Genomic DNA, 19671 nt, shown 5'->3' with positions numbered 1-19671 from the left:
GAAGGTGCCGCGGTTCAGGAGGCGAGGACCTGGGGCTGGACGGGGGCGTCCGGGCGGGCCGGGCGGGTGAGGCGGCGGCCGAGGCGCTGCGCGGGGGCCTCGATCCAGCGCTGCGACGCCCAGCTCACGGCCAGCAGCGCCAGGACGAAGAACACCAGGCCGACCACGTCCTCCCGGCCGGAGATGTCCAGGAACTGCGCCGCCACCATCAGCAGCAGCGGGTGCAGCAGGTAGACCGAGAAGCTGATGGTGCCGAGGCCGGTGGCCCAGCGGGGAAACCGGCGGTGCCGCCAGCGCCACGCCGCCGCGAACGCCGCCGCGGCGGCCAGCACCGTGGCGCACCAGGCGAGCTGCGCCTTCCAGCCGTAGGGCGCCGCGTGCCACGTCCCGGTGCCGAGCGCGCCCGCCAGGACGACGGCGCACGCCACCGCGGCGGTGCGCCGGCCGATCTGGCCGTGCTCGGCGCGGTGGACGGCCGTCCCGGTGAACATGATCGCCAGCATGATCAGGCCCTCCCAGGCGTCGATGCGCCCGTTCGCCGTGACCAGCAGGACGGCGAGCAGCCCGCCGAGCAGCCCCCCGGCGACGCGCGGCGTGGGGCGTTTCGACACCGCCGCCGCGATCGCCACCACCACGCCCGCGGCGGTCACGGCGACGACCGGGCCCGTCCCGGCGGTGCGCGACAGCAGCGCGGCGGGGGCGTACGCGCCGGTCAGCAGGCCCGTGGCGGTGAGCGCGACGGCCACGACCGCGACGACGGCGAGGACGGCCGCCGCCGGTGCGGAACGGCGGTGCCCGCCCACCACGAACAGCGCGACGATCAGCAGGTAGAAGGCCATCTCGTACGACAGCGTCCACAGGACGTTCATCACGTTGGGGACGTTCAGGACGTCCTGCAGCATCGTGAGGTGCGCCAGGACGGCCGTCGCGGGGGAGTACTGCTCCAGCCCCGCCCGGAGCCCGAGCACGCCGAGCAGGAACGGCAGGATCGCGAGGAAGCACGCCACCGCGAGCAGCGGGTAGATGCGGAAGAACCGGCCGATCCAGAATCCCCGCACGCTCCCGCGACGCTCCAGGGAGGCCGGCACGATGTACCCGCTGACCAGGAAGAACACCAGCACGCCCGCCATGCCGGGGTCGAACCAGTCGGACATCTGGATCCGCAGGGACGGCAGGTACACGTAGCTGGCGTGGTGCAGCGCCACCGCCAGCGCCGCTCCGCCGCGCAACGCGTCCAGCCACCCAAGCCGGGACGTCGCGGAGGAAACACCCGAAGCGGGAATCATTACGACAGACTAGACGGCCCCGCGCCGGGCGCCAGGGAATGCGCCGGAACGGTTTCCGCCGCCCCGCCTTGGCCGCCGAGTCGCGGGGGCCGGGCCCGCCAGCACGCGCCGGTCGGCCGAAAGAATCTTGATCAACTCGCGTTTCCCTCCCCTGGCAAGCCGAAGATCACCGATGCGACGGCCGCCCGCGCGGCGACCGCGACGACCTGGCCCGGGGAGGCCGGGGACGCCCGGCTCTCCACGTGGAGTGACCTCACGTTACCGTCGGCTAGGGTCTGCACGTGGGATCCGAAAAGGCCGTGCTGCCGCCGGAGCGGCGCCGTGAACTGCTCGACACGGCGATGCGGGAATTCGTGCGCCACGGTTTCGGCGGCGCTTCGCTGAACCGGATCATCCGTTCGTGCGGAATGAGCAAGAGCTCCTTTTACCACTACTACGCGTCGAAAGAGGCGCTCTTCGACGCGGTCGTGACCGCCATCGCGGACGGCCTGCGCGACTCCGTGAAAGTGCCGGAGCCGGACGAGTTCGCCGTCCCCGATTTCTGGGACGCGGTGGCGCGGCTCTCCGACGACCTGATGCGCGCCGCCGGACGGGACCGCCGCCTCATCGACCTCTGGCGGCTCTTCTACGTCCCCGACGCGCCCGCCCCGGGCGACGGGCCGCTCGGCCGGGTCAAGGCCGGGATCGACGGCTGGCTCGGCGGCGTCCTGGCGGCGGGCCGCTCGGTCGGCGCCGTCCGCGACGACCTGCCGCCGTCCCTGCAGAGCGAGCTCACGCTGGCCCTGCTGTGGACGATCGACGCGTGGGCCCTCAAGAACCTCGACGCCATCGACGTGGCCGAGGGACGGCGACTGGCCGGCCTGCAACTGGCCATGCTCCGCAGGCTACTCGCCCCTCCGGCCGTCCCCTGAGATTGCGTTAAAGGCTGATCTTCGACGGCCGCCGGTGCGAGAGGGCGCCCTCTTCGAGTTCGGCGATCTCCGCCTTGCGGTCCGCGCCGAGCGTGCTGTTCTGGATCTTGTCGTGGAGCTTGAGGATCGTGTCCAGCAGCATTTCGGGCCGGGGCGGGCAGCCGGGCAGGTAGAAGTCCACCGGCACGATGTGGTCCACGCCCTGCACGATCGCGTAGTTGTTGAACATTCCGCCGGACGACGCGCACACGCCCATCGCGATGACCCATTTCGGCTCGGTCATCTGGTCGTAGAGGCGCCGCAGGACCGGCGCCATCTTCTGGCTCACCCGGCCCGCGACGATCATCAGGTCGGCCTGCCGGGGGGTGGCCGAGGCGCGCTCCATGCCCCAGCGGGAGAAGTCGTGCCGGGCCATGCCGACGTCCATCAGCTCGATCGAGCAGCAGGCCAGCCCGAAGGTCATCGGCCAGAGCGAGCTCGACCGCGCCCATCCGGCGACCTTCTCCACCGTGGTCAGCAGGAAGCCGCTGGGAAGCTGTTCCTCAAGTCCCATGACGCCGACGATACCCAAGAGTGGACCGGGTGGTCCAAACCAGTTTCGTGAAATGGGCCACGCGGTGCCGAAAAGGCGGACGCGCGTCCCGCGGGGGGACGCGCGTCCGGTGGGGATTGGGTCAGGGCCGGTGCCGTGCTGGCGCAAGGCGGCACCGGCCCTGGGTCTCACGGGATCAGGGGGTCAGGGGGTCAACTCCCCAGACTCTGATCCAGCGTCTGGGTGAGGATGCCCGGATCGCCGGACATCTCCCAGATCATCGCGCCGAGCAGGTTCTTGCTCTTCAGCCAGGCGACCTTCTTCTGGATCGCCCAGGGGTCGTCGAACGTCCACCATTGACCGTTGTCGCCGGTGAAGCAGGACGTCGCCACCGCCTGTTCGTCATGGACGATCTTGCAGTTCGGCACGCTGGCGAGCAGGTTGCTGTAGCCGCGCGTCCCGGCCTCTTCCGCGAACTGGCCCGGGGCCGCGCCGTTCGCGTCCTGCCATTCGCCGCTCTTGCCGCCGTCCTTGACCTGCTGCCAGCCCCGGCCGTAGTAGGCCAGGCCGATGGTCAGCTTGCGCGGGTTGATGCCCGCGTCGAGGTAGGGCTGCACGGCGTTCTCGACGCTGAAGTGGAACGGGTAGGGGTCGTCGGTGTCGGTGTACAGGTTGCCCTGGTGGCCCGTCCGCTTGGGCTCCCAGGAGTTGTCGCTGCCCGCGCCGTGGAAGTCGTAGCCCTGGATGTTGAAGATGTCCATGGACTTCGCGACCTCGGCCAGCTCCCAGCCGGCCTCGATCTTCGCCGGGTCCGCGGGGGTGAACGCGGTGAGCTGGTAGCGGTTGCCGGTCTCCTTCGTCAGCTCGTCGAGCTGGCGGCGGAACTCGTGGATGAGCAGCGTGTTGTTGCGCTTGTCGTCCGGGCTGACGTGGTTGCCCGGGTGCCCCTCGGCGCCCGGCCACTCCCAGTCGAGGTCGATGCCGTCGAAGATCCCGGCGCCGGTGCCCGGGCCGCCCTTGCCGTTGTACACGGGCAGGTTGCCCTTGATGTAGATGTCGAGGCAGGACTTGACGAACTTCTGCCGGGACGCGTCGGTCTTGGCGACGTCGGAGAAGTACTTCGAGTACGTCCAGCCGCCGAGCGAGATCAGCACCTTCAGGTGCGGGTGCTTCTTCTTGAGCTTCAGCAGCTGGTTGTAGTTGCCCTGGAGCTTCTCCCAGCCGGTGTCGGCCACGCCGTCCACCGACTGCGCGGCGCTGAACGGGCGCCCGTAGTCGGCCTCGGCGTCACCCGCGCCGTCGCCCTGGTTCGGGTCCTGCGGGTTCTGCGTGGTGCCCTTGGTGACGCCGTGCAGGCAGGTCAGGTTGACGGGGTCGATGTTGCCGAACGCGTAGTTGATGTGGGTCAGCCGTTTCGCGTTCCCGGTGGTGTCCAGGTTCTTCACGAAGTACTGGCGGCCGTAGATGCCCCACTGGACGAAGTAGCCGACCTTGGCGTAGCCCTGGCCGACGATGTCGTCCGTCTTCACCTTGACGGCCTCGCTGGCCCCGGACACGTTGTCGTAGCTGTCGCGGGCCTTGACGGTGAACGTGTACTCGGTGGACGGGGAGAGGCCCGCCACCTTCGCCGTCGTCCCGATCACGGTCGTCGCGACCTTGCCGTCGACCAGCACGTCGTAGTTCGCGACGCCGCTGCTGTCGGACGAGGCGCTCCACGAGAGCGACACGCTGCCGGAGTCCTTGCCGGTGCTGCGCAGGCCGCTGGGGACGGTGGGGGCCTGCGTGTCATCGGCCGGGTTGTTCGTCTTGACGGTGACGGGCGCGCTGGCGGGCGACAGGCCGCCCTTGCGGTCCCGCGCCTTGACGGTGAACGTGTACTCGGTGTTCGGCGTGAGGCCGGTGACCGTGGCGTTCGTCTCCGGCACCGTGGTCGCGAGCGTGGTGCCGCTGTACACCTCGTAGGCGGTGATCGGCAGGCTGCCGGGGGTCGCCGCGTCCCACTTCAGCGAGACGGTCTTCGTCGTCTTCACCGGGGACGTGAGGTTGCCGGGCGCGGACGGCAGCACGTCGCCGGACCCGTCGCAGTTGACGTCGTTGACCCGGCAGGTCACCGGCTCCGCGCCGGCCCTGCTGACCGTGAACGTCGGGCTGTACGGCTCGGTCGTGCGGCCCGACTGGATGGTGGCGTTGTAGTGGGCGGGCGAAAGGGTGACCGTGCTGCCCGACTGGGTGATCGAGCCGTTGTCGGCGCCGCTCGCGGTCACGCCGGACGGCAGCGTGAACACGATCGACCAGTTCGAAATCGTCGCCCCGGAATTGTTCGCGACGATGAACTTGGCGCGCGACCCGTCGATGGAGTATTCCGCGGTGACGCCCGCCTTCTCCGGCGGGCCCTCACCCGAGCCGTCGCAAGCCGCGCCGTTCAGCAGGCAGTTCGTCGGCTGCGCGGCGGAACTCAGCGTGAACGTCGGGCTGTACGGCTCGGTGCTGCCGCCCGCGCGGACGGTGTTGATATAGAACAGCGGACGGAGCGTCACCTTCGTCCCGTTCTGCGACAAGGTGGCGTTCTGCGGGTTGCGGGCGGTCACGCCCGAGGGGAGTTCGAACGTCAGCGTCCAGTCGCTGACGGCGGCCGTGCCGGGATTGGTGACCACATACTTCCCGGTCGTCCCGGACAAACTGAAGGCGGCCGTCAGCCGGTCCGCCGCCTGGGCGGGAGCGACGGCGAGTGCGGCCAAGACAATGAAAGCGGTCAGGATTCCGATTATTCGGCGCATGCCGAACACCTACTTCCGGTGGGAGTCTTCCGGGGGTCGGGTTCCTTCCGGGGATCGGAGAACTTTCAGGGACGGGAGTGCCTGCGGGGATCTGGGTGCCTTCTCGGATGCGGGCGCCTTCGAGGATGGGGGTCGGAGGATGGCCAGCATCTGTTCGATCTGCGCCGACCGGGACCGGTCGACGCGCTCCGCCAGCCGCCGCGTCCAGCCGTCCTCGCCCCTGCCGGTCTCCAGCCGGGCCATCTGGACCGCGTCGTCCTGGTGGCCGATCAGCAGGTTGAGGAACTGGCGCTCGAACTGGTCTGGCGGGGTCCGCTCCAACGCCGCCAGTTCGGCGTCGGTCGTCTCCGGCATGCCGCCGTGCGCGGCATGCTCGTGCGAGTCCGCGCGCAGCGGCCGCTGCCACCCGCGCAGCCGCCGCTGCATCTCCTTCGCCTCGGCGACCTGGGTGGTCTCGATCGCCGCGGCCAGGGTCTTCACTTCGGGGCTGACCGGATGCCCTTTCGCCAGCCGGACCAGCTTCACGCCCTGCTCCTGATGGGGAAGCATCATCTGCAGGAACATCACGTCGTCGGAATTGAAGCCGGCTCCGCCCCGCGACGCGGGGGCGGAGCCGCCGGACGGCGAACCGCCGGCGGCCCCGCACTGGGCGAACACCAGGAGAGCGCACGCGGCGAGGAGCGCCAGCGCGCCGTATTTCACGACACCGCGCTTCACCGCGGGGCGTCCCGCAGCGCGGCCGTCCGTCACAGGGGGTTCGGCCGGAGGGGTGGACTCGGCCGTGTGGCGGACGGTGACGCGGCGGTCGGCCACTGGGCGGTCGGCCGCGGGAGGATCGGCCGCGGGCCGGCCCTGCGCCGGGTCCCCCGTGGTGGCGGGGTCTCCGGGCGCGGGCCGTCCCGTGGCGCGGTGGTCGGTCGCGTGGCGCTTCATGTGGGGCAACTCATCGCGTGCGCATCATCCTCGTCGCGCTCAGACCTTCTGCCAGAGCGCCGCGGTGTTCGCGGGTTCCCAGCCGGCCAGCGCCGTGTGCGGCTGGAGGCACCGGTACGTCACGCCGTTGTAGGTCACCTGGGCGCCCGCGCTGTAGGCGGTGCCGGCCGTCCAGGTGCCGCTCGGCGGGTCCGTCGGCGGGTCGGTGGGAGGGTCGGTCGGGGGATCGGTCGGCGGGTCGGTCGGGGGCGTCGTCGTCCCGCCGAAGTCGACGTCGGAGCAGGTGTAGAAGGCCTCCTGGCTGCCGACCACGCGCTGCCAGATCGAGTACAGGACGTGCCGGCCCGAGCGCGGCGGGATGTTGATCGTCCACTTGGTGAACGTGGTCGGGTTCTGGCGGTTGAACGTCTGGATGTGCACCAGGTCCGACCAGCGCAGCGGCATCGTCGGGTTCCAGCCGTCCCGGGTGATGTAGAACTCGAAGTTGCTGGCCGAGTGCGGCGCGGTCGCGTGGTAGGTGATCGTCTGCTGGCCGGACGACATCCGCTTGGCGGGCCAGTCGGCGCGCGGCAGGTCCAGGCCGCGGTACTTGGCCCGCCCGGCGCTGCAGAGCTGCCCGTCCGGGATGATCTGCCGGTGCCGGCCGCCGGCGTCCAGCAGCGACACCTCGTTCCAGTCGTAGAACGCCTGGGTGCCGCCGGCGGCGACGGCGGCCTTGCACGCGTCCGACTTCGGGGCCTCAGGGCCCTCGTTCTTGCAGACGTAGACGCGGCTCGGCGGGTCGGACATGGTCCCGTGCGCGCTCGCGCCGGAGGAGGTGCCGAGCACCACCAGCGCGGACGCCGCGGGGACCGTGACCGCGACGGCCGCGACCTTTCTCGATCGGGTCGATCTCATTTACATTCCTTCCGGTGGGGGTGGTTTCCTCAAAAAGGTCTTCGGGGCTCTTCGGTGCTCTACGGAAGGCCGTTGAGGAATGGCTCGTGGGCGTTCATGAACTCCCACTTGAAGTAGTTGTCCCAGTTGATCGACCAGGTCATCAGCCCGCGCAGCGCGGGGGACGTCCCGCCGCGCAGCGTGTACGAGCCGCAGCCCGTCCCCTTGACCAGGCAGTTCACCGCCTGCTGCACCTGGGCGGGCGACGTGTGGCCGTTGCCCGCGGGGATCGCGGCGGGCAGCCCGATGCCGATCTGGTCGGGCCGCAGCCCGGGGAACGTGTGACCGGTGTTCGCGACCGGGAACCCGGCCTTCACCATGTCGGTCATCGCGATGTGGAACTCGGCGCCGCCCATGTTCTTGTACTGGCCGTCGAGCCCCATCACCGGGCCGGAGTTGTAGTCCTGGACGTGCAGGACGGTCAGGTCGTCCCGCATCGCGTGGATCACCGGGAGGTAGGAGCCGGTCCGGCCGTCGCCGCCGCCTGCGCCGCCGTAGAACTGGTAGCCGACCTGCACGAAGAACGTCTCCGGTGCCATCGTCAGCACGAACTTCTCGCCGTACTTGGCCTTCAGCGTCTTCAGCGCGGAGATCAGGTTGACGATCACCGGGGTCTTCGGGTTGCGGAAGTCGGTGTCGCCGCTGTTGAGGTAGAGCGAGTGGCCCTCGAAGTCGACGTCCAGGCCGTCCAGGCCGTACTTGTCGATGATCGCCGAGACGGACCGGACGAACGCGTCCCGCGCCCCGGTCGTCGTGAGCTGCACCTGGCCGTTCTGGCCGCCGATTGAGATCAGCACCTTCTTGCCCTGCGCCTGCTTCGCGCGGATCCCGGCGACGAACTCCTCGTCGCTCTCCACGTTCGGGCACTCGCTCACCGGGCAGCGGTTGAACCGGATGTCGCCGGACGTGACCGACGTCGGCTCGCCGAACGCGAGGTCGATGATGTCCCACGCGTCCGGGATGTCCGCCATCCGCACGTAGCCGGAGCCGTTGGCGAAGCTCGCGTGCATGTAGCCGATGAGCGCGTGCTTCGGCAGCCCGGTGTCGGTGCAGCCGCCCGTCCGGCCGCTGACCGGCGCCGACTTGGCCGACTCGCCGACGTCGTTGTAGGCGGCGACGGTGTAGCTGTGCGAACTGCACGCGGTGAGACCCGAGATGGTGGCGCTCGTCCCGGTCACGGTCGCCTTCAGCGCCGAGCCTTCGTAGACGCGGTAGCCGGTGACCGTCCCGGTGGCCGGCTCCCACGACAGCGCGATCGAGTTGTCGGTGACCGTGCCGAGCCTGGGGGCGGCGGGCGCGCCCGGAACTCCGGGCTGGGGTTCGCCGCCGGGGCCGTCCAGCTCCACGTCGTCCGCGTGGTAGGCGCCGGTGCCGTACCAGCCGTGGAGGAAGATCTCCGCGGACTTCTGGTCGGCTCCGGTCGTGAACGACACCGTCAGCTTGGTGTAGTTGGACGCGGACGGCGTCCACGTCTTCGCTCCGCCGGTCACGCCCATGTACACGTAACTGCCGCGCACCCAGGCCGACAGCGAATATGCCGTGTTCGGCTGGACGCTGACGGTCTGCGTGCACTGGCCCGTGCTGCCGGCGGTCACACCGCCGGCGAGCGCGTACGAGCCCGTCCGCACCGGAGTGGTCACGACGGAACCGCCGGTCGCGCACGTCCAGCCGCTCAGCGACCCTGTCTCGAAACCGGCATTGGCCAGTACGTTCTCAGCTTGCGCCGGGCTCGGGAGCCCGACGAGCAGCCCGGCGGTGAGAACCGCCGGGGCCCAGATCTTCTTCATGTCCGTCCTCTGGCGAAACGTCCCGCTCCCGCAGCGTGTCCCGCCGCGGGAGCGGGATCGGTTACGGAAGCGTGTCCAGGTGCGGGCCGACGGTGCCGGCGAACCGGCCGCCGTTGGTGACGTCCCAGTTGATGGACCAGGTCATCGCGCCGCGGATGTCCGGATACGTCTTGGACGGCTTGAAGCTGCCGCAGCTCGTGCCCTTGGCGAGGCAGTCGAGCGCGTTGTTGACCAGACCCGGCGAGACGACTCCGCCGCCCGCCGCACCGGCGCCCGCCGGGAGACCCAGCGCCACCTGGTCGGGACGCAGCCCGTTCTCGAGCTGGATGCACGCCAGCGCGGTCATGAAATTGATCGTTCCCTGCGAGTACACCCCTTGGTCACAGCCGAGCATCGTGCCTGAGTTGTAGTACTGCATGTGGACGACGGTCAGGATGTCCTTGATGGCCAGCGCGAGCTGGAAGTAGGCCCCGCCGGTGGACTGCATGTCGACGGTCTGCGGCGCCATCGTGATGATCATGTCGTTGCCGACCTTGGCGCGGATCGCCCGCAGCGCCTGCCCCATGTACTGCGGGTTGAGGCCGTTCTCCAGGTCGATGTCGACGCCGTCGAAGCCCCACTCGGCGATGATGGCGCTCATGGAGTCGGTGAACAGGGTCGCGGCGCTGCTGTTGCCGACCCAGATCGCGCCCTTCTCGCCCCCGACCGACAGGATGACCTTCTTGCCCTTGGCCTGGAGCGCCTTCACGTCCGCCTTGAACTGCTCGTCGGTGTAGCCGCCGACCGCGCTGGCCAGACCCGGGTCGACCTTGAAGCTGACCTCGCCGAAGCGGCTCGTCGACTCGCCGAACGCGACCGCGATGACGTCGTACTCGTCGGGCACCTGGGAGAGCTTCAGCGGACGGGCCTGGTTGACGAAGTCGTGCCAGTAGCCCGTCAGGAAGTGCTTGGGCAGCGCGCTGTTCACGCATCCGCTGGTCGTGCTGGAGACGGCGGTGCTGGCGGCCGACTCGCCGTCGGCGTCGTACGCCTTGATCGTGTAGCTGTGCGTCGAGCACTTCGCGAGGCCGCTGATCGTGGCGGTGGTGCCGCTGACGGTCGCGCGCAGGTCGGCGCCCTCGTAGACGCGGTAGCCGGTGGGCGTGCCGGAGGCTGGCTGCCAGCTGAGCGTCAGCGAGGTGTCGGTCCGCGCGGTGACGGTCGGGTTGCCGGGCGCGCCGAGCTCGCCGGGATTGCCGGTGTCACCGCCGCCGCACGGGTTGCCGTTGAACGTGCAGTTCTCGGGGGATCCGGGACCGTTCCCGAGGAACCCGAACGTCACGGAACCGCCTGCCGGCACCGCGGCGTTGTAGTTGCGGTTCTCGAATGTCTGGCGCTGCCCGTTCTTGGTGAGGAGGGCGTCCCAGTAGGAGCCGACGGTCGTCCCGGCGGGCAGGTCGAACTCGACCTTCCATCCGTTGATCGCCTGGCTGGACGCGTTGGTCAGCGTGAAGCGCCCCTCCCAGCCGGAGCCCCAGTCGTTGGGCTTGGTGAACGTCGCGGCGAGCGTCGCGGCGCTGGCCTGGGAGCCGCCGAGCGGCGCGAGGAGCGCGACGAGGAGGACGGCGATGACACCTAGAGCCGAGCGGACGCTGAGTGCCGAGCGGACACTGCGGACTGAGCGGGCGCTGGGAACGGAACGGGGGCGCAAGTCTGCGTGGGGGCGCAACTCTCACTCCATCGGTAGGAAGCTGGCGGATTCCCCCGAACCCCGAGATAGGTCACTGCTGCTAGATCGCTAATCGATAGGAAGGTTTCCTATCAGTTTTGAAAGCAAGGTAACGAGCCTCCGTGACCTGGGCAAGCCCTTTCCGGAACCTCGCCACCTGCATAGAGCAACCACCCCAGCTTGAACACCGAACCAGCCCGAGCCCCGCCGAATATCGGCACTACCTGCCCTGGAATGGCCCGTTCCATTGGCGAGACTCGCCAATTGGGTCGCGAGAGGAGCCCGGCGGAACATCCGTCCGGTGCGCCAATCGGTGGATCGCGGGAAAGGGTGCGGCCCGCGTCCCCGGAGCTGGGACGCGGGCCGCCTAGAGGGTGGTCAGAAACCGGCAGTGATCTTGCTGAACTGCCAGTCGGTCTGGTCGGTGCCGCTGCCGGGACGGTCGCGGTTGACCGCCCAGAACGTCAGCCGGGCCAGGTTCTTCTGCTTGGCCCAGTCGCGGATCTGGGTCCAGATCGCGGTGGTCGTGATCTCGCCCACGTCGGACCGGCCGTTCATGCCGGAGATGCCCATGTGGGTGTAGGCGACCTCGTCGGTGTACTTGAAGGCCGACTTCAGGGCCTCCTTGAGGCCCTCGGACGACTTGACGGTGTAGCCGTACATGTCCGACTGGCCGCTGAAGTTGAACGGCATGATCGACCAGACGTCCACCGGGACCTGCAGCTCGGCCGCGCGGTCGATGAGGCGCTTGCCCCACGAGTTCGGGCCGGTGTTGAGGACCGGGAGCGTCAGGATCGTCTGGATGCCGGGGTTCTTCTGCTCGACGATCTTCAGGGCGCCGAGGATCCGGTCCTGGACGGCCGGGCTCTCGAACTCGTCGGTGTTCTCGATGTCGACGTCGATGGACTTGAGGCCGTAGGCGTCGATGACCTTCTGGTAGGCGCCGGCCAGGGCCTCGGGCGTCTGGCAGTTCGGGCCGAGCTTGTTGCCCGACCAGCCGCCGATGGACGGCATGATGTCACCGCCGGCCGCGCGGATCTTGTTGATCGCCTGCTCGTCCACGCCGCCCTTCAGCGGGCGCTGGCTGTCCCAGGCCGGGTTGCAGCCGTTCTGAGCCAGGATGAACGCCATCGTGAACATCTTGATCCCGGACGCGTTCATCACCGTCACCGGGTCGGGCGGGTTGCCCCATCCCAGGTAGAGGTAGGGGGCGGCGTGCTTGCCGACCTCCGGCACGGTGCAGCCGCTCGTGGTGCCGGACACCGCGGATCCCGCGGACTCGCCGACATCGTTGTACGCCTTGACCGTGTAGGTGTGGTTGGAGCACTTCTCCAGGCCGGAGATGGTGGTGCTCGTGGCGTTCACCGTCGCGCGGACGTCGTCGCCCTCGAAGACGCGGTAGCCGGTGACCGACCCGGACGCGGGACCCCACGACAGGGTCAGGGAGCTGTCCGTCTTGCCGGTCACCGAGACCTCGCCGGGAGCGGAGGGCGCTCCGGGGGTGGTGCCGCCGCTGCAGGATCCGCCGTTGACGGTGCAGTTCGTGGGAGCACCCGGACCGCTGACCAGGAACCCGAAGGTGACGGACGCGCCGGCGGCGACGGTGGCGTTGTAGTTGCGGTTGGTGAAGGTGGCGTGCTGCCCGGACTTGGTGAGCAGCGCGTCCCAGTAGGAGCCGATGGTCGAGCCGGACGGGAGGTCGAACTCGACCTTCCAGCCGGAGAGCGCCGACTCGGTCGCGTTGGTGATCGTGTATCGGGCCTCATACCCCGAACCCCAGTCCGCGGCCTTGGTGAAGGTCGCCGTCGCCGTCGACGCGGCGTTCGCCGGCGTCGGGACGAGCAGTGCGAGGACAAGGGCACAGAGGGCGGTGAACAGGAGGCCAGGGCGGAATCTTGTCAATTTCACTCCCGGGAAAGGAGATGCGGACACGCGGGAATCCCCCGAACCCCGAGGTACGTCGGACGGCATGGCGGCCTATTCGGCGGGGGGCGAGCGGGGCACGAGTTCGACCTCAAATCTGATAGGAAACTTTCCTTTTAATCGACTGAACCGTAACCAGCCCGCCGTTTTCCGGCAACCCCGTCCGGCCGGCGCGGCATCAGCCCAGCCCAGCTAATGGACCGAACCACGCCGCTGTCAGAAGAATGTCGGCACTTTTCGCCAACCCATAGCCCGTTCCTTGGGCAAGTTCAGGCCGGTCGCGCTGGAGAGACCTCGTGGCGGTGGACGATCACGTCGAACCACTGGGACAGCGAACCCCCGGTCGTGGTCGAGCCCGCGCCGAAATGCGGAAGGCCGCGGGTGGCGGCGGGCGCGTCCAGCCACCGGCGGACCGGCGCCGGGGCGGGGGAGCGCAGGTCCAGGACGAACTGCGCCGCGCCGACCGCGCCGAACCGCCGCTCGAACCAGTTCGGCGCCGGACGCGCGAGAGCGACCGTCCGCCCCGGGCCGAGGCTCGCCTCGCCGTGGTCGAGGGTGAAGCCGATCGACCGGTACCGCTGCCCGTACCGGCGCCGCAGGTGCGAGCCGGCCGTCGGGTAGCGCAGGTCCTGGCCGTCCTGGGCGGTGACGTGGAGTTCCGGGGCGTTGGCGGTGTGCGCGCTCGCACCCCAGTAGACGATCTTGTCGCCGCCGCTGTACGCGCGCCACCACGCCAGGTTCTGCGCGGCGCGGGCGTCCCGATAGGCGTTGGCCGCGTTGAATTCCAGGAGGAAATGCTCGTAGAAGGACACGATCTGCCGCGCATGATGCAGAGCTATCTCGTGGTCGCGGCCCCGATCCGGGAGGTCCTCGACCAGCTCGTACACCTGGCGCGCATGCCGGACGTACGAACGTTTGTCATCCACCTTTTCTCTGAACCAGGTGGTGTATACGGGCATGTCCGACGTCCACGGACGCACGACCTTGTGCTTTCGCAATTCGGAAAGGCGTTCGGGAGCGGTCTTCGCGATATGAGCCTCGATGCCGTCGTAAGCCAGCGGACGCGTGAAGTAGTACTCGACGCCGACGAACCGGACCTTTTCCTCGTGACCGGCGTTGTAACCGCGCAGCCACCGCAGGACGTCCGCCATTTCGCGCGTCCGCCATTGGAAGCTCATGTCCCGCACGAGCGCGTCCGGGTCGCCCTTCCCGTCCAGGACGTACTCGTTGATCTTGAGTCCCATCGTCCAGTCCTCTTCCCAGGCGATGGAACGGAACCCCATCCGCTCCACCAGGAAGCGGAGGGCGCGCAGCTTGAGCGTGGTCTCCTCGGCCGTGCCGTGCACCGACTCGCCAAGGCCGACGACCGTCGCGTCCCCGACCGACCGGCGGAGGGGGACCAGGTCGTCCAGCGGCGCGGACGGGTCGGCGGTCGCGAGCGGGACGGCATGCCGCGCGATCCACCTGTCCACCGGCTCCGAAGCCTGGGCGTTCACCGCAGGCGCGCCGCTGAGCAGCACCACGATCCCGACACCTGGAGAGAGCCACGCGACGGCCCGTGTCCGACGTTTCATAAGAGCCTCCTCTGCTCTATGCCGCCGCCACGATCCCCGCTCCCTCCCCGTCCAGACATCCCCCAGCGGGCGACTCGCCGCCTACACCCCTCGGCGTACGGCCGTCATGACCTCACCAGTACATATCGACGTTCACCCGGAAATTCCAGTTCAAGGAGACCTTCTCGAAACCTACGAATACCTTGTGGCCCTCGTAGTAGAAGACACGCTGGCAGCCCTCGCCGAAGCACTTCGCCGCCTCCTCTTCGGAAATGACTCCCGCACCGCGACTGAGCCATACCGAAATATCCTTGGCGGGATGCGGATTGCAGGGGATGGCGGGGGAGCAGCCCTGCTCCAGCGTGATGTGCACCCTCCTGCTTTCCAGGAAGCTGTTCGTCATGACCAGCGTGTCGGCGTACCCCATCTGGCGGCGCCAATCCTCAAGGTAGGTGCGCGGCCGGATTTCGGCGAAATAGACAACGGTCCCGATCCCGCCCCCGAGGACGACGACGGCCGCCGCCAGCAGGATCAGCGGCACCTTGGGCCCCTTCTTCCGCCGCGGCGAAAACGGCGCCCGCCCGAACCCCGGCACCACCCCCGCCGGTCCACCGTGCATCGGCCCTTGCGGCGCGCCGTGCATAGGCCCTTGTGGCCCACCGTGCGTCGGCCCTGGCGGCCCAACGGGCGTCGGCCCTTGCGGCGCGCCGGGCGTCGGTCCTGGCTGCCCAACGTGCATCGGCCCCTGCATTCCACCGGGTGTCGGCCCTTGTGGCGCGCCGGGTGCCGGGGCGTACGGCCCTCCGGGCACGGGAGTGTGCGGTGCGCCGGGGGCCGGGCCCTGCGGAGTACCGGGTGCCGGGCTGTGTGCTGAGCCGGGTACTGGGCCCGGTGGGTCGGTCGGCATTGGGCTGGGCGGCGCGCCGGGGGCCGGGCCCTGCGGGGCACTGGGCGCTGGGCCGTGTGCTGAGCCGGGCATTGGGCCCGGTGGGCCGGACGGCATTGGGCCGGACGGCATTGGGGCGGGCGGTGCGCTGGGGATCCGGGGCGGGGGTGCGCTCGGCGGTGGTGGGGTGCCGGGCAGCGGGGCGGGCGGGCCGCCCGGCGTTGGGCCTTGGGGTTCGGGGGGCACCGGTCCGGGGCCGGAAGGGCCCGGAGCGCCTTCGGGCGGGGGCGCGTTCACGGCGTACGACGATAGCCGCGATAGATCAGGCGTGTCCTGACAAATGACGATCGGGAAGGAGTACTCCGGGGTTGAGGATTCCCGCCGGATCGAGGGCGGCCTTCGCGGCGGTGAGCGCGGCGGCGAACGGGGCGGGGCGCTGGCGGTCGTACCAGGGGCGGTGGTCGCGGCCGACCGCGTGGTGGTGGGTGATCGTGCCGCCGTTCGCCGCGATCGCCTCGGACACGGCCGCCTTGATCTCGTCCCACTGGGCGAGCAGGCCGTCCCAGCGGCCGGGCGCGTAGACGCCGAAGTACGGTGCGGGGCCGTCCGGGTAGACGTGGGTGAACCGGCAGGTCACCACGCCGTCGCCCGCCACCTCGCGGATCGCCGCACGGGCCGCCTCGGTGACCGCCTGGTGGAGCCGGTCGAACCCGTCCCAGGTGCAGGACGTCTCGAACGTCTCCACGATCAGTGCGTGGCGGGCCAGCGCGTCCCGCTGGTAGGGCATTCGGAGGAACGATGAGCGCCACGTGTCGCCGGGGCTCTCGCCCGCGGATTCGTCGGCGGCCTCGCCGCCGTGGTCGCGGCAGAGTTCCACGGCGCGGTCCAGGGCCGCGCGCACCGGATGGTCGGCGGACTCGAAGCCGAGCACCAGCACCCCGCCGCCGGCGGAGACGCCCGCGTTGACCAGCGCCTCGGCGGCGTCGAGGAGCCGGCAGTTCGCCGGGTTCAGCCCGCTCTGCGCGACGGCCCGGGTCGCCGCGACGGCCGCGGAGTAGTCGGCGAAGCTTACGGACGCCTTGGCCCGCCAGCGCGGACGCTCCCGCAGCCGCATCCACGCCTCGGTGATGACGCCCAGCGTGCCCTCGCTGCCGAGGAAGAGCCGGTCCGGGGACGGCCCGGCGCCCGAGCCGGGCAGGCGCCGCGACTCGCCGACCCCGCTCGGCGTGACGACGCGCATCGATTCGACGAGGTCGTCGATGTGCGTGTTCAGGGTCGCGTAGTGGCCGCCCGCACGGGTGGCCAGCCAGCCGCCCAGCGTGGAGAACTCGAACGACTGCGGGAAGTGCCGCAGGGTCAGCCCGTGCGGCCTGAGCCGGTCCTCCAGACGCGGGCCGAACACCCCGGCCTGGACGCGTGCCGCCCGGCTCACCGGGTCGATCTCCAGGACGTCGCCCATCCGGGTCAGGTCGACCGTGACGGCCGCGCGGCCGTCCTCGAACCGCGGCTCGATCCCGCCGACCACGGAGCTGCCGCCGCCGTAGGGGATCGCGGCGATCCCGTCGCGGCCGCACCAGTCGAGCAGGTCGATCAGGTCGCGTTCGCCGCGCGGCCGGGCGACGAGGTCGGGGACGTGGCGCAGGTCGCCGTGCAGGTTGCGGACCACGTCCCGGAACGCCTTGCCGTGCGCGTGCGCGGCCCGGTCGGCGGGATCGGCGGAGCAGAGGCCGGCGAGCGCGGCGGGCGGGGAGATCCGGGACGCGGGCAGGCCGAGCGAGGCGATGCTCGGCGGCTCATGATCGGTCGGCTCGCCGGGCGCCAGCGCACGCGCGCGGACGAGCAGCGCGTCCAGTTCGGCGCCGCGGACCGCGTCCTCGACGTTTCCCCAGCCCCACCATGACCGCGCCATCGCCGCTCCCTCCGCGTTGCCCCGTCGTCCACGATTCCGCTGCCCGGACCTGCTTGTTTAGGCGGCCCCCCGCTGTGCAGATTGTCAGAGGGGCGAGCGAGCTGTCACGGGGGTGGCGTGGTGCTGATTCAGGGGTGCGGGCCGGTGGTCGGCGCCGGGCTGTGCCTCGCGATGCTGGCCGCGTGCGGGGGATCTCCTGATCGCGAGCCGTCGTCCCCGACCACGGGCGGGGCGCCGGCGACCAGTGCCACCGCCACGGGCGGGTCGGCGGTGAACGGGAAGGTCATCGTCATCGATCCCGGTCACAACGGCGGGAACGCCGACCATCCGGAGGAGATCAACAAGAAGGTCTTCGTCGGCAACGGTTACAAGGCGTGCAACACGGTCGGGACCAACACGCGGGACGGTTACAGCGAGCACGCCTTCACCTGGGACGTGGCCAACCGGCTGGCGCGCGTCCTCCGGGAGCGGGGCGCCAAGGTGACGCTGACGCGGAAGGACGACACCGGCGTCGGGCCTTGCGTCACGGAGCGGGCGGACATCGGGAACCGGTCGCGCGCCGACGCGTCCTTGTCGATCCACGCCGACGGCGCCGAGGCGTCCGGGCACGGGTTCCATGTCATCGAGCCGGTGGCCGTGGGGAAGAACGCGTCGATCGTCGAGCCGTCCCGGAAGCTCGGCACGGCGGTCCGGGACGCCTACCGCTCCGGGACCGGCATCCCCTACTCGACCTATCGCGGACGCGACGGCCTGGACCGGCGCGGCGACCTCGGGGGGCTGAACATGTCCACGGTGCCGATCGTGTTCATCGAGTGCGGCAACATGCAGAACCCGGGGGACGCGGCGAAGCTGTCCAGCGCCCCGTTCCGGCAGCGCATGGCCGAGGCTCTGGCCGCGGGGTTCGAGGGCTATCTCCGCTGACCCGTTGATGCTTTCGTGAGGAAGTATTCCGGACGAAAGTAAAGTCAGGCGAGCCGTGCGGACATCCTCGTGAGGAGGACGCGCAGCAGCGCCAGCTCCTCCTGTCCCACCGCGTCCTGCACGCCGCGCCACTCGGCCTCGATCGCCGCGGTCAGCCGGTCGGACGACTCGCGGCCGTGTTCGGACAGGAACGCCAGCACCCGCCGCCGGTCGGTCTCGTCGACGCGCCGGAACACCAGCCCCGCCGACACCAGCCGGTCGATCACCTTGGTGAGCGTCGGCGCGGGGAGCAGGGCGAACTCGGCTATCTCGGTCATCGTGTGCCCGGCGCCGTCGGCGAGCAGGGAGATCACGCGCCATTCCTCGACGGTGGAGCCGGCCGTCTTCAGCGCGGCGGCGAGCCGGGCGGCGATGCCGCGTTCGACCCGCGCGAGCATCCGCGGCAGGTCCAGCTCGTCCTGCGCCATACGTGTTGTAGTCATCGCGAGATACAAGATTACCGTCTCATCGAAACTATTTTGGGCGAGGATCCACTAACGTCCCGGATATGGACGACCTGGACGTCGCCCTGGTGGTGCCGCGTCAGGGGCCCGCGGGACTCTTCGGGCCCTCTGCCGAGCTGTGCGCCCGGCTCGCCGAGGAAGAGATCAACGAGGAGGCGGGCGTGCTCGGCCGCCGCCTCCGGCTGAAGGTCGTGGACGGCGGCGCGCCGCCCGCGCGGGTCGCCGGCCAGGTCGGGGAGCTGGTCGGGTCGGGCGCCGTGCAGGCGGTGACGGGCTGGCACGTCTCGACCGTCCGGCAGCGGCTCGTCCCGGAGATCGCCGGACGCGTCCCGTACGTCTACACCGCGCTCTACGAGGGCGGCGAGCGCTCGCCCGGCGTCTTCCTCACCGGCGAGACGCCCGAGCGGCAGCTCCGCCCGGCGCTGCGCTGGCTGTCGTCCGAGCTGGGCGTCCGCCGCTGGACGATCGTCGGCGACGACTACGTCTGGCCGCGCGGCACGGCCCGCGCCGTGCGGTCCTATCTCGCCGAGCAGGACGCCGTGCTGTGCGACGAGATCTACGTCCGGCTCGGCACGCAGGACTTCGGCGAGCCGCTGCGCAGGATCGAGGCGAGCGGGTGCGAGGCCGTCCTGATGCTGCTGGTCGGCGACGACGCGGTGGCCTTCAACCGCGCGTTCGGCGCGGCGGGCCTGGAGCAGCTGCGGTTCAGCCCGCTGATGGACGAGAACATGCTGCTCGCGTCCGGCGTGGAGGGCACCCGGGGGCTGTTCGCGGCGGCGGGGTTCTTCGAGACGCTCCCGACCGGCGACGGCCTGGACTTCGGCGCCCGCTACCACCGGCGCTTCGGCCCGCAGGCGCCGCCGCTCAACAGCATGGGCGAGTCCTGCTACGAGGGCGTGCGGCTGCTCGCCGAGCTGTTCCGCCGCAGCGGCGGCGATCTGGACGTCCGCAGGATGACGGCCGTGTCGGAGGGCCTCGGCTACGACGGCCCGCGCGGGCCCGTCGAGGTCCGCGACCGGCACCTGCGGCAGAAGGTGTTCCTCGCCGCCGCGGACGGCCTGGAGTTCGACGTCCTGCACCAGCTTCGCCCCGACCCCCCTTGACCA

Annotated in this window: 15 protein-coding genes; 3 read left to right on the top strand and 12 right to left on the bottom strand. The window is 70.3% G+C overall.

What is annotated here, in order from left to right:
* Positions 1-14: 14 nt before the first annotated feature.
* Entirely contained in the window at positions 15-1286 is a 1272-nt protein-coding gene (locus tag ACH35V_RS23270; RefSeq protein WP_395975070.1) for an acyltransferase family protein, read from the bottom strand.
* A gap of 281 nt (positions 1287-1567) precedes the next feature.
* On the opposite strand from ACH35V_RS23270, the gene ACH35V_RS23265 reads away from it, so the two are divergent.
* Positions 1568-2197 carry a TetR/AcrR family transcriptional regulator gene (locus ACH35V_RS23265; RefSeq protein WP_395975069.1) on the top strand — a complete coding sequence of 210 codons (630 nt, stop codon included), beginning with the start codon at positions 1568-1570 and terminating at the stop codon, positions 2195-2197.
* A gap of 7 nt (positions 2198-2204) precedes the next feature.
* Here ACH35V_RS23265 and ACH35V_RS23260 read toward each other — a convergent pair whose 3' ends face one another.
* From ACH35V_RS23260 to ACH35V_RS23215, 10 genes are all read right to left on the bottom strand, one after another.
* Entirely contained in the window at positions 2205-2750 is a 546-nt protein-coding gene (locus tag ACH35V_RS23260) for a NuoB/complex I 20 kDa subunit family protein (RefSeq protein WP_395975068.1), read from the bottom strand.
* Between the two features lie 191 nt (positions 2751-2941).
* Complete coding sequence (locus ACH35V_RS23255) at positions 2942-5506, bottom strand: glycosyl hydrolase family 18 protein (RefSeq protein ID WP_395975067.1); 2565 nt, start codon at positions 5504-5506, stop codon at positions 2942-2944.
* 9 nt (positions 5507-5515) lie between these two features.
* Positions 5516-6439, bottom strand: a complete 924-nt coding sequence (locus tag ACH35V_RS23250; RefSeq protein ID WP_395975066.1) for a DUF305 domain-containing protein — start codon at positions 6437-6439, stop codon at positions 5516-5518.
* Positions 6440-6478: 39 nt separating this feature from the next.
* Entirely contained in the window at positions 6479-7336 is an 858-nt protein-coding gene (locus ACH35V_RS23245; RefSeq protein ID WP_395975065.1) for a lytic polysaccharide monooxygenase, read from the bottom strand.
* A 59-nt stretch (positions 7337-7395) separates the two neighbouring features.
* Entirely contained in the window at positions 7396-9162 is a 1767-nt protein-coding gene (locus ACH35V_RS23240; protein ID WP_395975064.1) for a chitinase, read from the bottom strand.
* Between the two features lie 61 nt (positions 9163-9223).
* On the bottom strand, positions 9224-10870 hold the full coding sequence (locus ACH35V_RS23235; RefSeq protein WP_395975063.1) for a chitinase: 1647 nt from the start codon (positions 10868-10870) through the stop codon (positions 9224-9226).
* Between the two features lie 378 nt (positions 10871-11248).
* A complete protein-coding gene (locus tag ACH35V_RS23230; RefSeq protein WP_395975062.1) occupies positions 11249-12772 on the bottom strand; it encodes a cellulose binding domain-containing protein in 1524 nt (507 codons plus the stop codon).
* Positions 12773-13062: 290 nt separating this feature from the next.
* On the bottom strand, positions 13063-14367 hold the full coding sequence (locus ACH35V_RS23225; RefSeq protein WP_395975061.1) for an erythromycin esterase family protein: 1305 nt from the start codon (positions 14365-14367) through the stop codon (positions 13063-13065).
* Between the two features lie 112 nt (positions 14368-14479).
* A complete protein-coding gene (locus ACH35V_RS23220; protein ID WP_395975060.1) occupies positions 14480-14887 on the bottom strand; it encodes a hypothetical protein in 408 nt (135 codons plus the stop codon).
* Between the two features lie 667 nt (positions 14888-15554).
* The gene (locus ACH35V_RS23215; protein ID WP_395975059.1) at positions 15555-17141 is read right to left on the bottom strand and encodes an FAD-binding oxidoreductase; all 1587 of its coding nucleotides are present in this window, start codon (positions 17139-17141) and stop codon (positions 15555-15557) included.
* Positions 17142-17261: 120 nt separating this feature from the next.
* Between ACH35V_RS23215 and ACH35V_RS23210 the strand changes: the two genes are divergently transcribed.
* Positions 17262-18062 (top strand): N-acetylmuramoyl-L-alanine amidase, encoded by an 801-nt coding sequence (locus ACH35V_RS23210; protein WP_395975058.1) that lies wholly within the window; start codon positions 17262-17264, stop codon positions 18060-18062.
* A 44-nt stretch (positions 18063-18106) separates the two neighbouring features.
* Here ACH35V_RS23210 and ACH35V_RS23205 read toward each other — a convergent pair whose 3' ends face one another.
* Positions 18107-18544, bottom strand: coding sequence for a MarR family winged helix-turn-helix transcriptional regulator (locus tag ACH35V_RS23205; protein ID WP_395975057.1), 438 nt, complete (start codon positions 18542-18544; stop codon positions 18107-18109).
* A 65-nt stretch (positions 18545-18609) separates the two neighbouring features.
* Here ACH35V_RS23205 and ACH35V_RS23200 point away from each other — a divergent pair, with 65 nt between their 5' ends.
* Positions 18610-19668 (top strand): substrate-binding domain-containing protein, encoded by a 1059-nt coding sequence (locus ACH35V_RS23200; RefSeq protein WP_395975056.1) that lies wholly within the window; start codon positions 18610-18612, stop codon positions 19666-19668.
* Positions 19669-19671: the final 3 nt, after the last annotated feature.

This window comes from Actinomadura sp. 1N219 (assembly GCF_044326405.1).
GTDB lineage: Bacteria > Actinomycetota > Actinomycetes > Streptosporangiales > Streptosporangiaceae > Spirillospora.
Note: the sequence above shows the minus strand (reverse complement) of the source record. Positions and strands in the feature narration are given on the sequence as shown.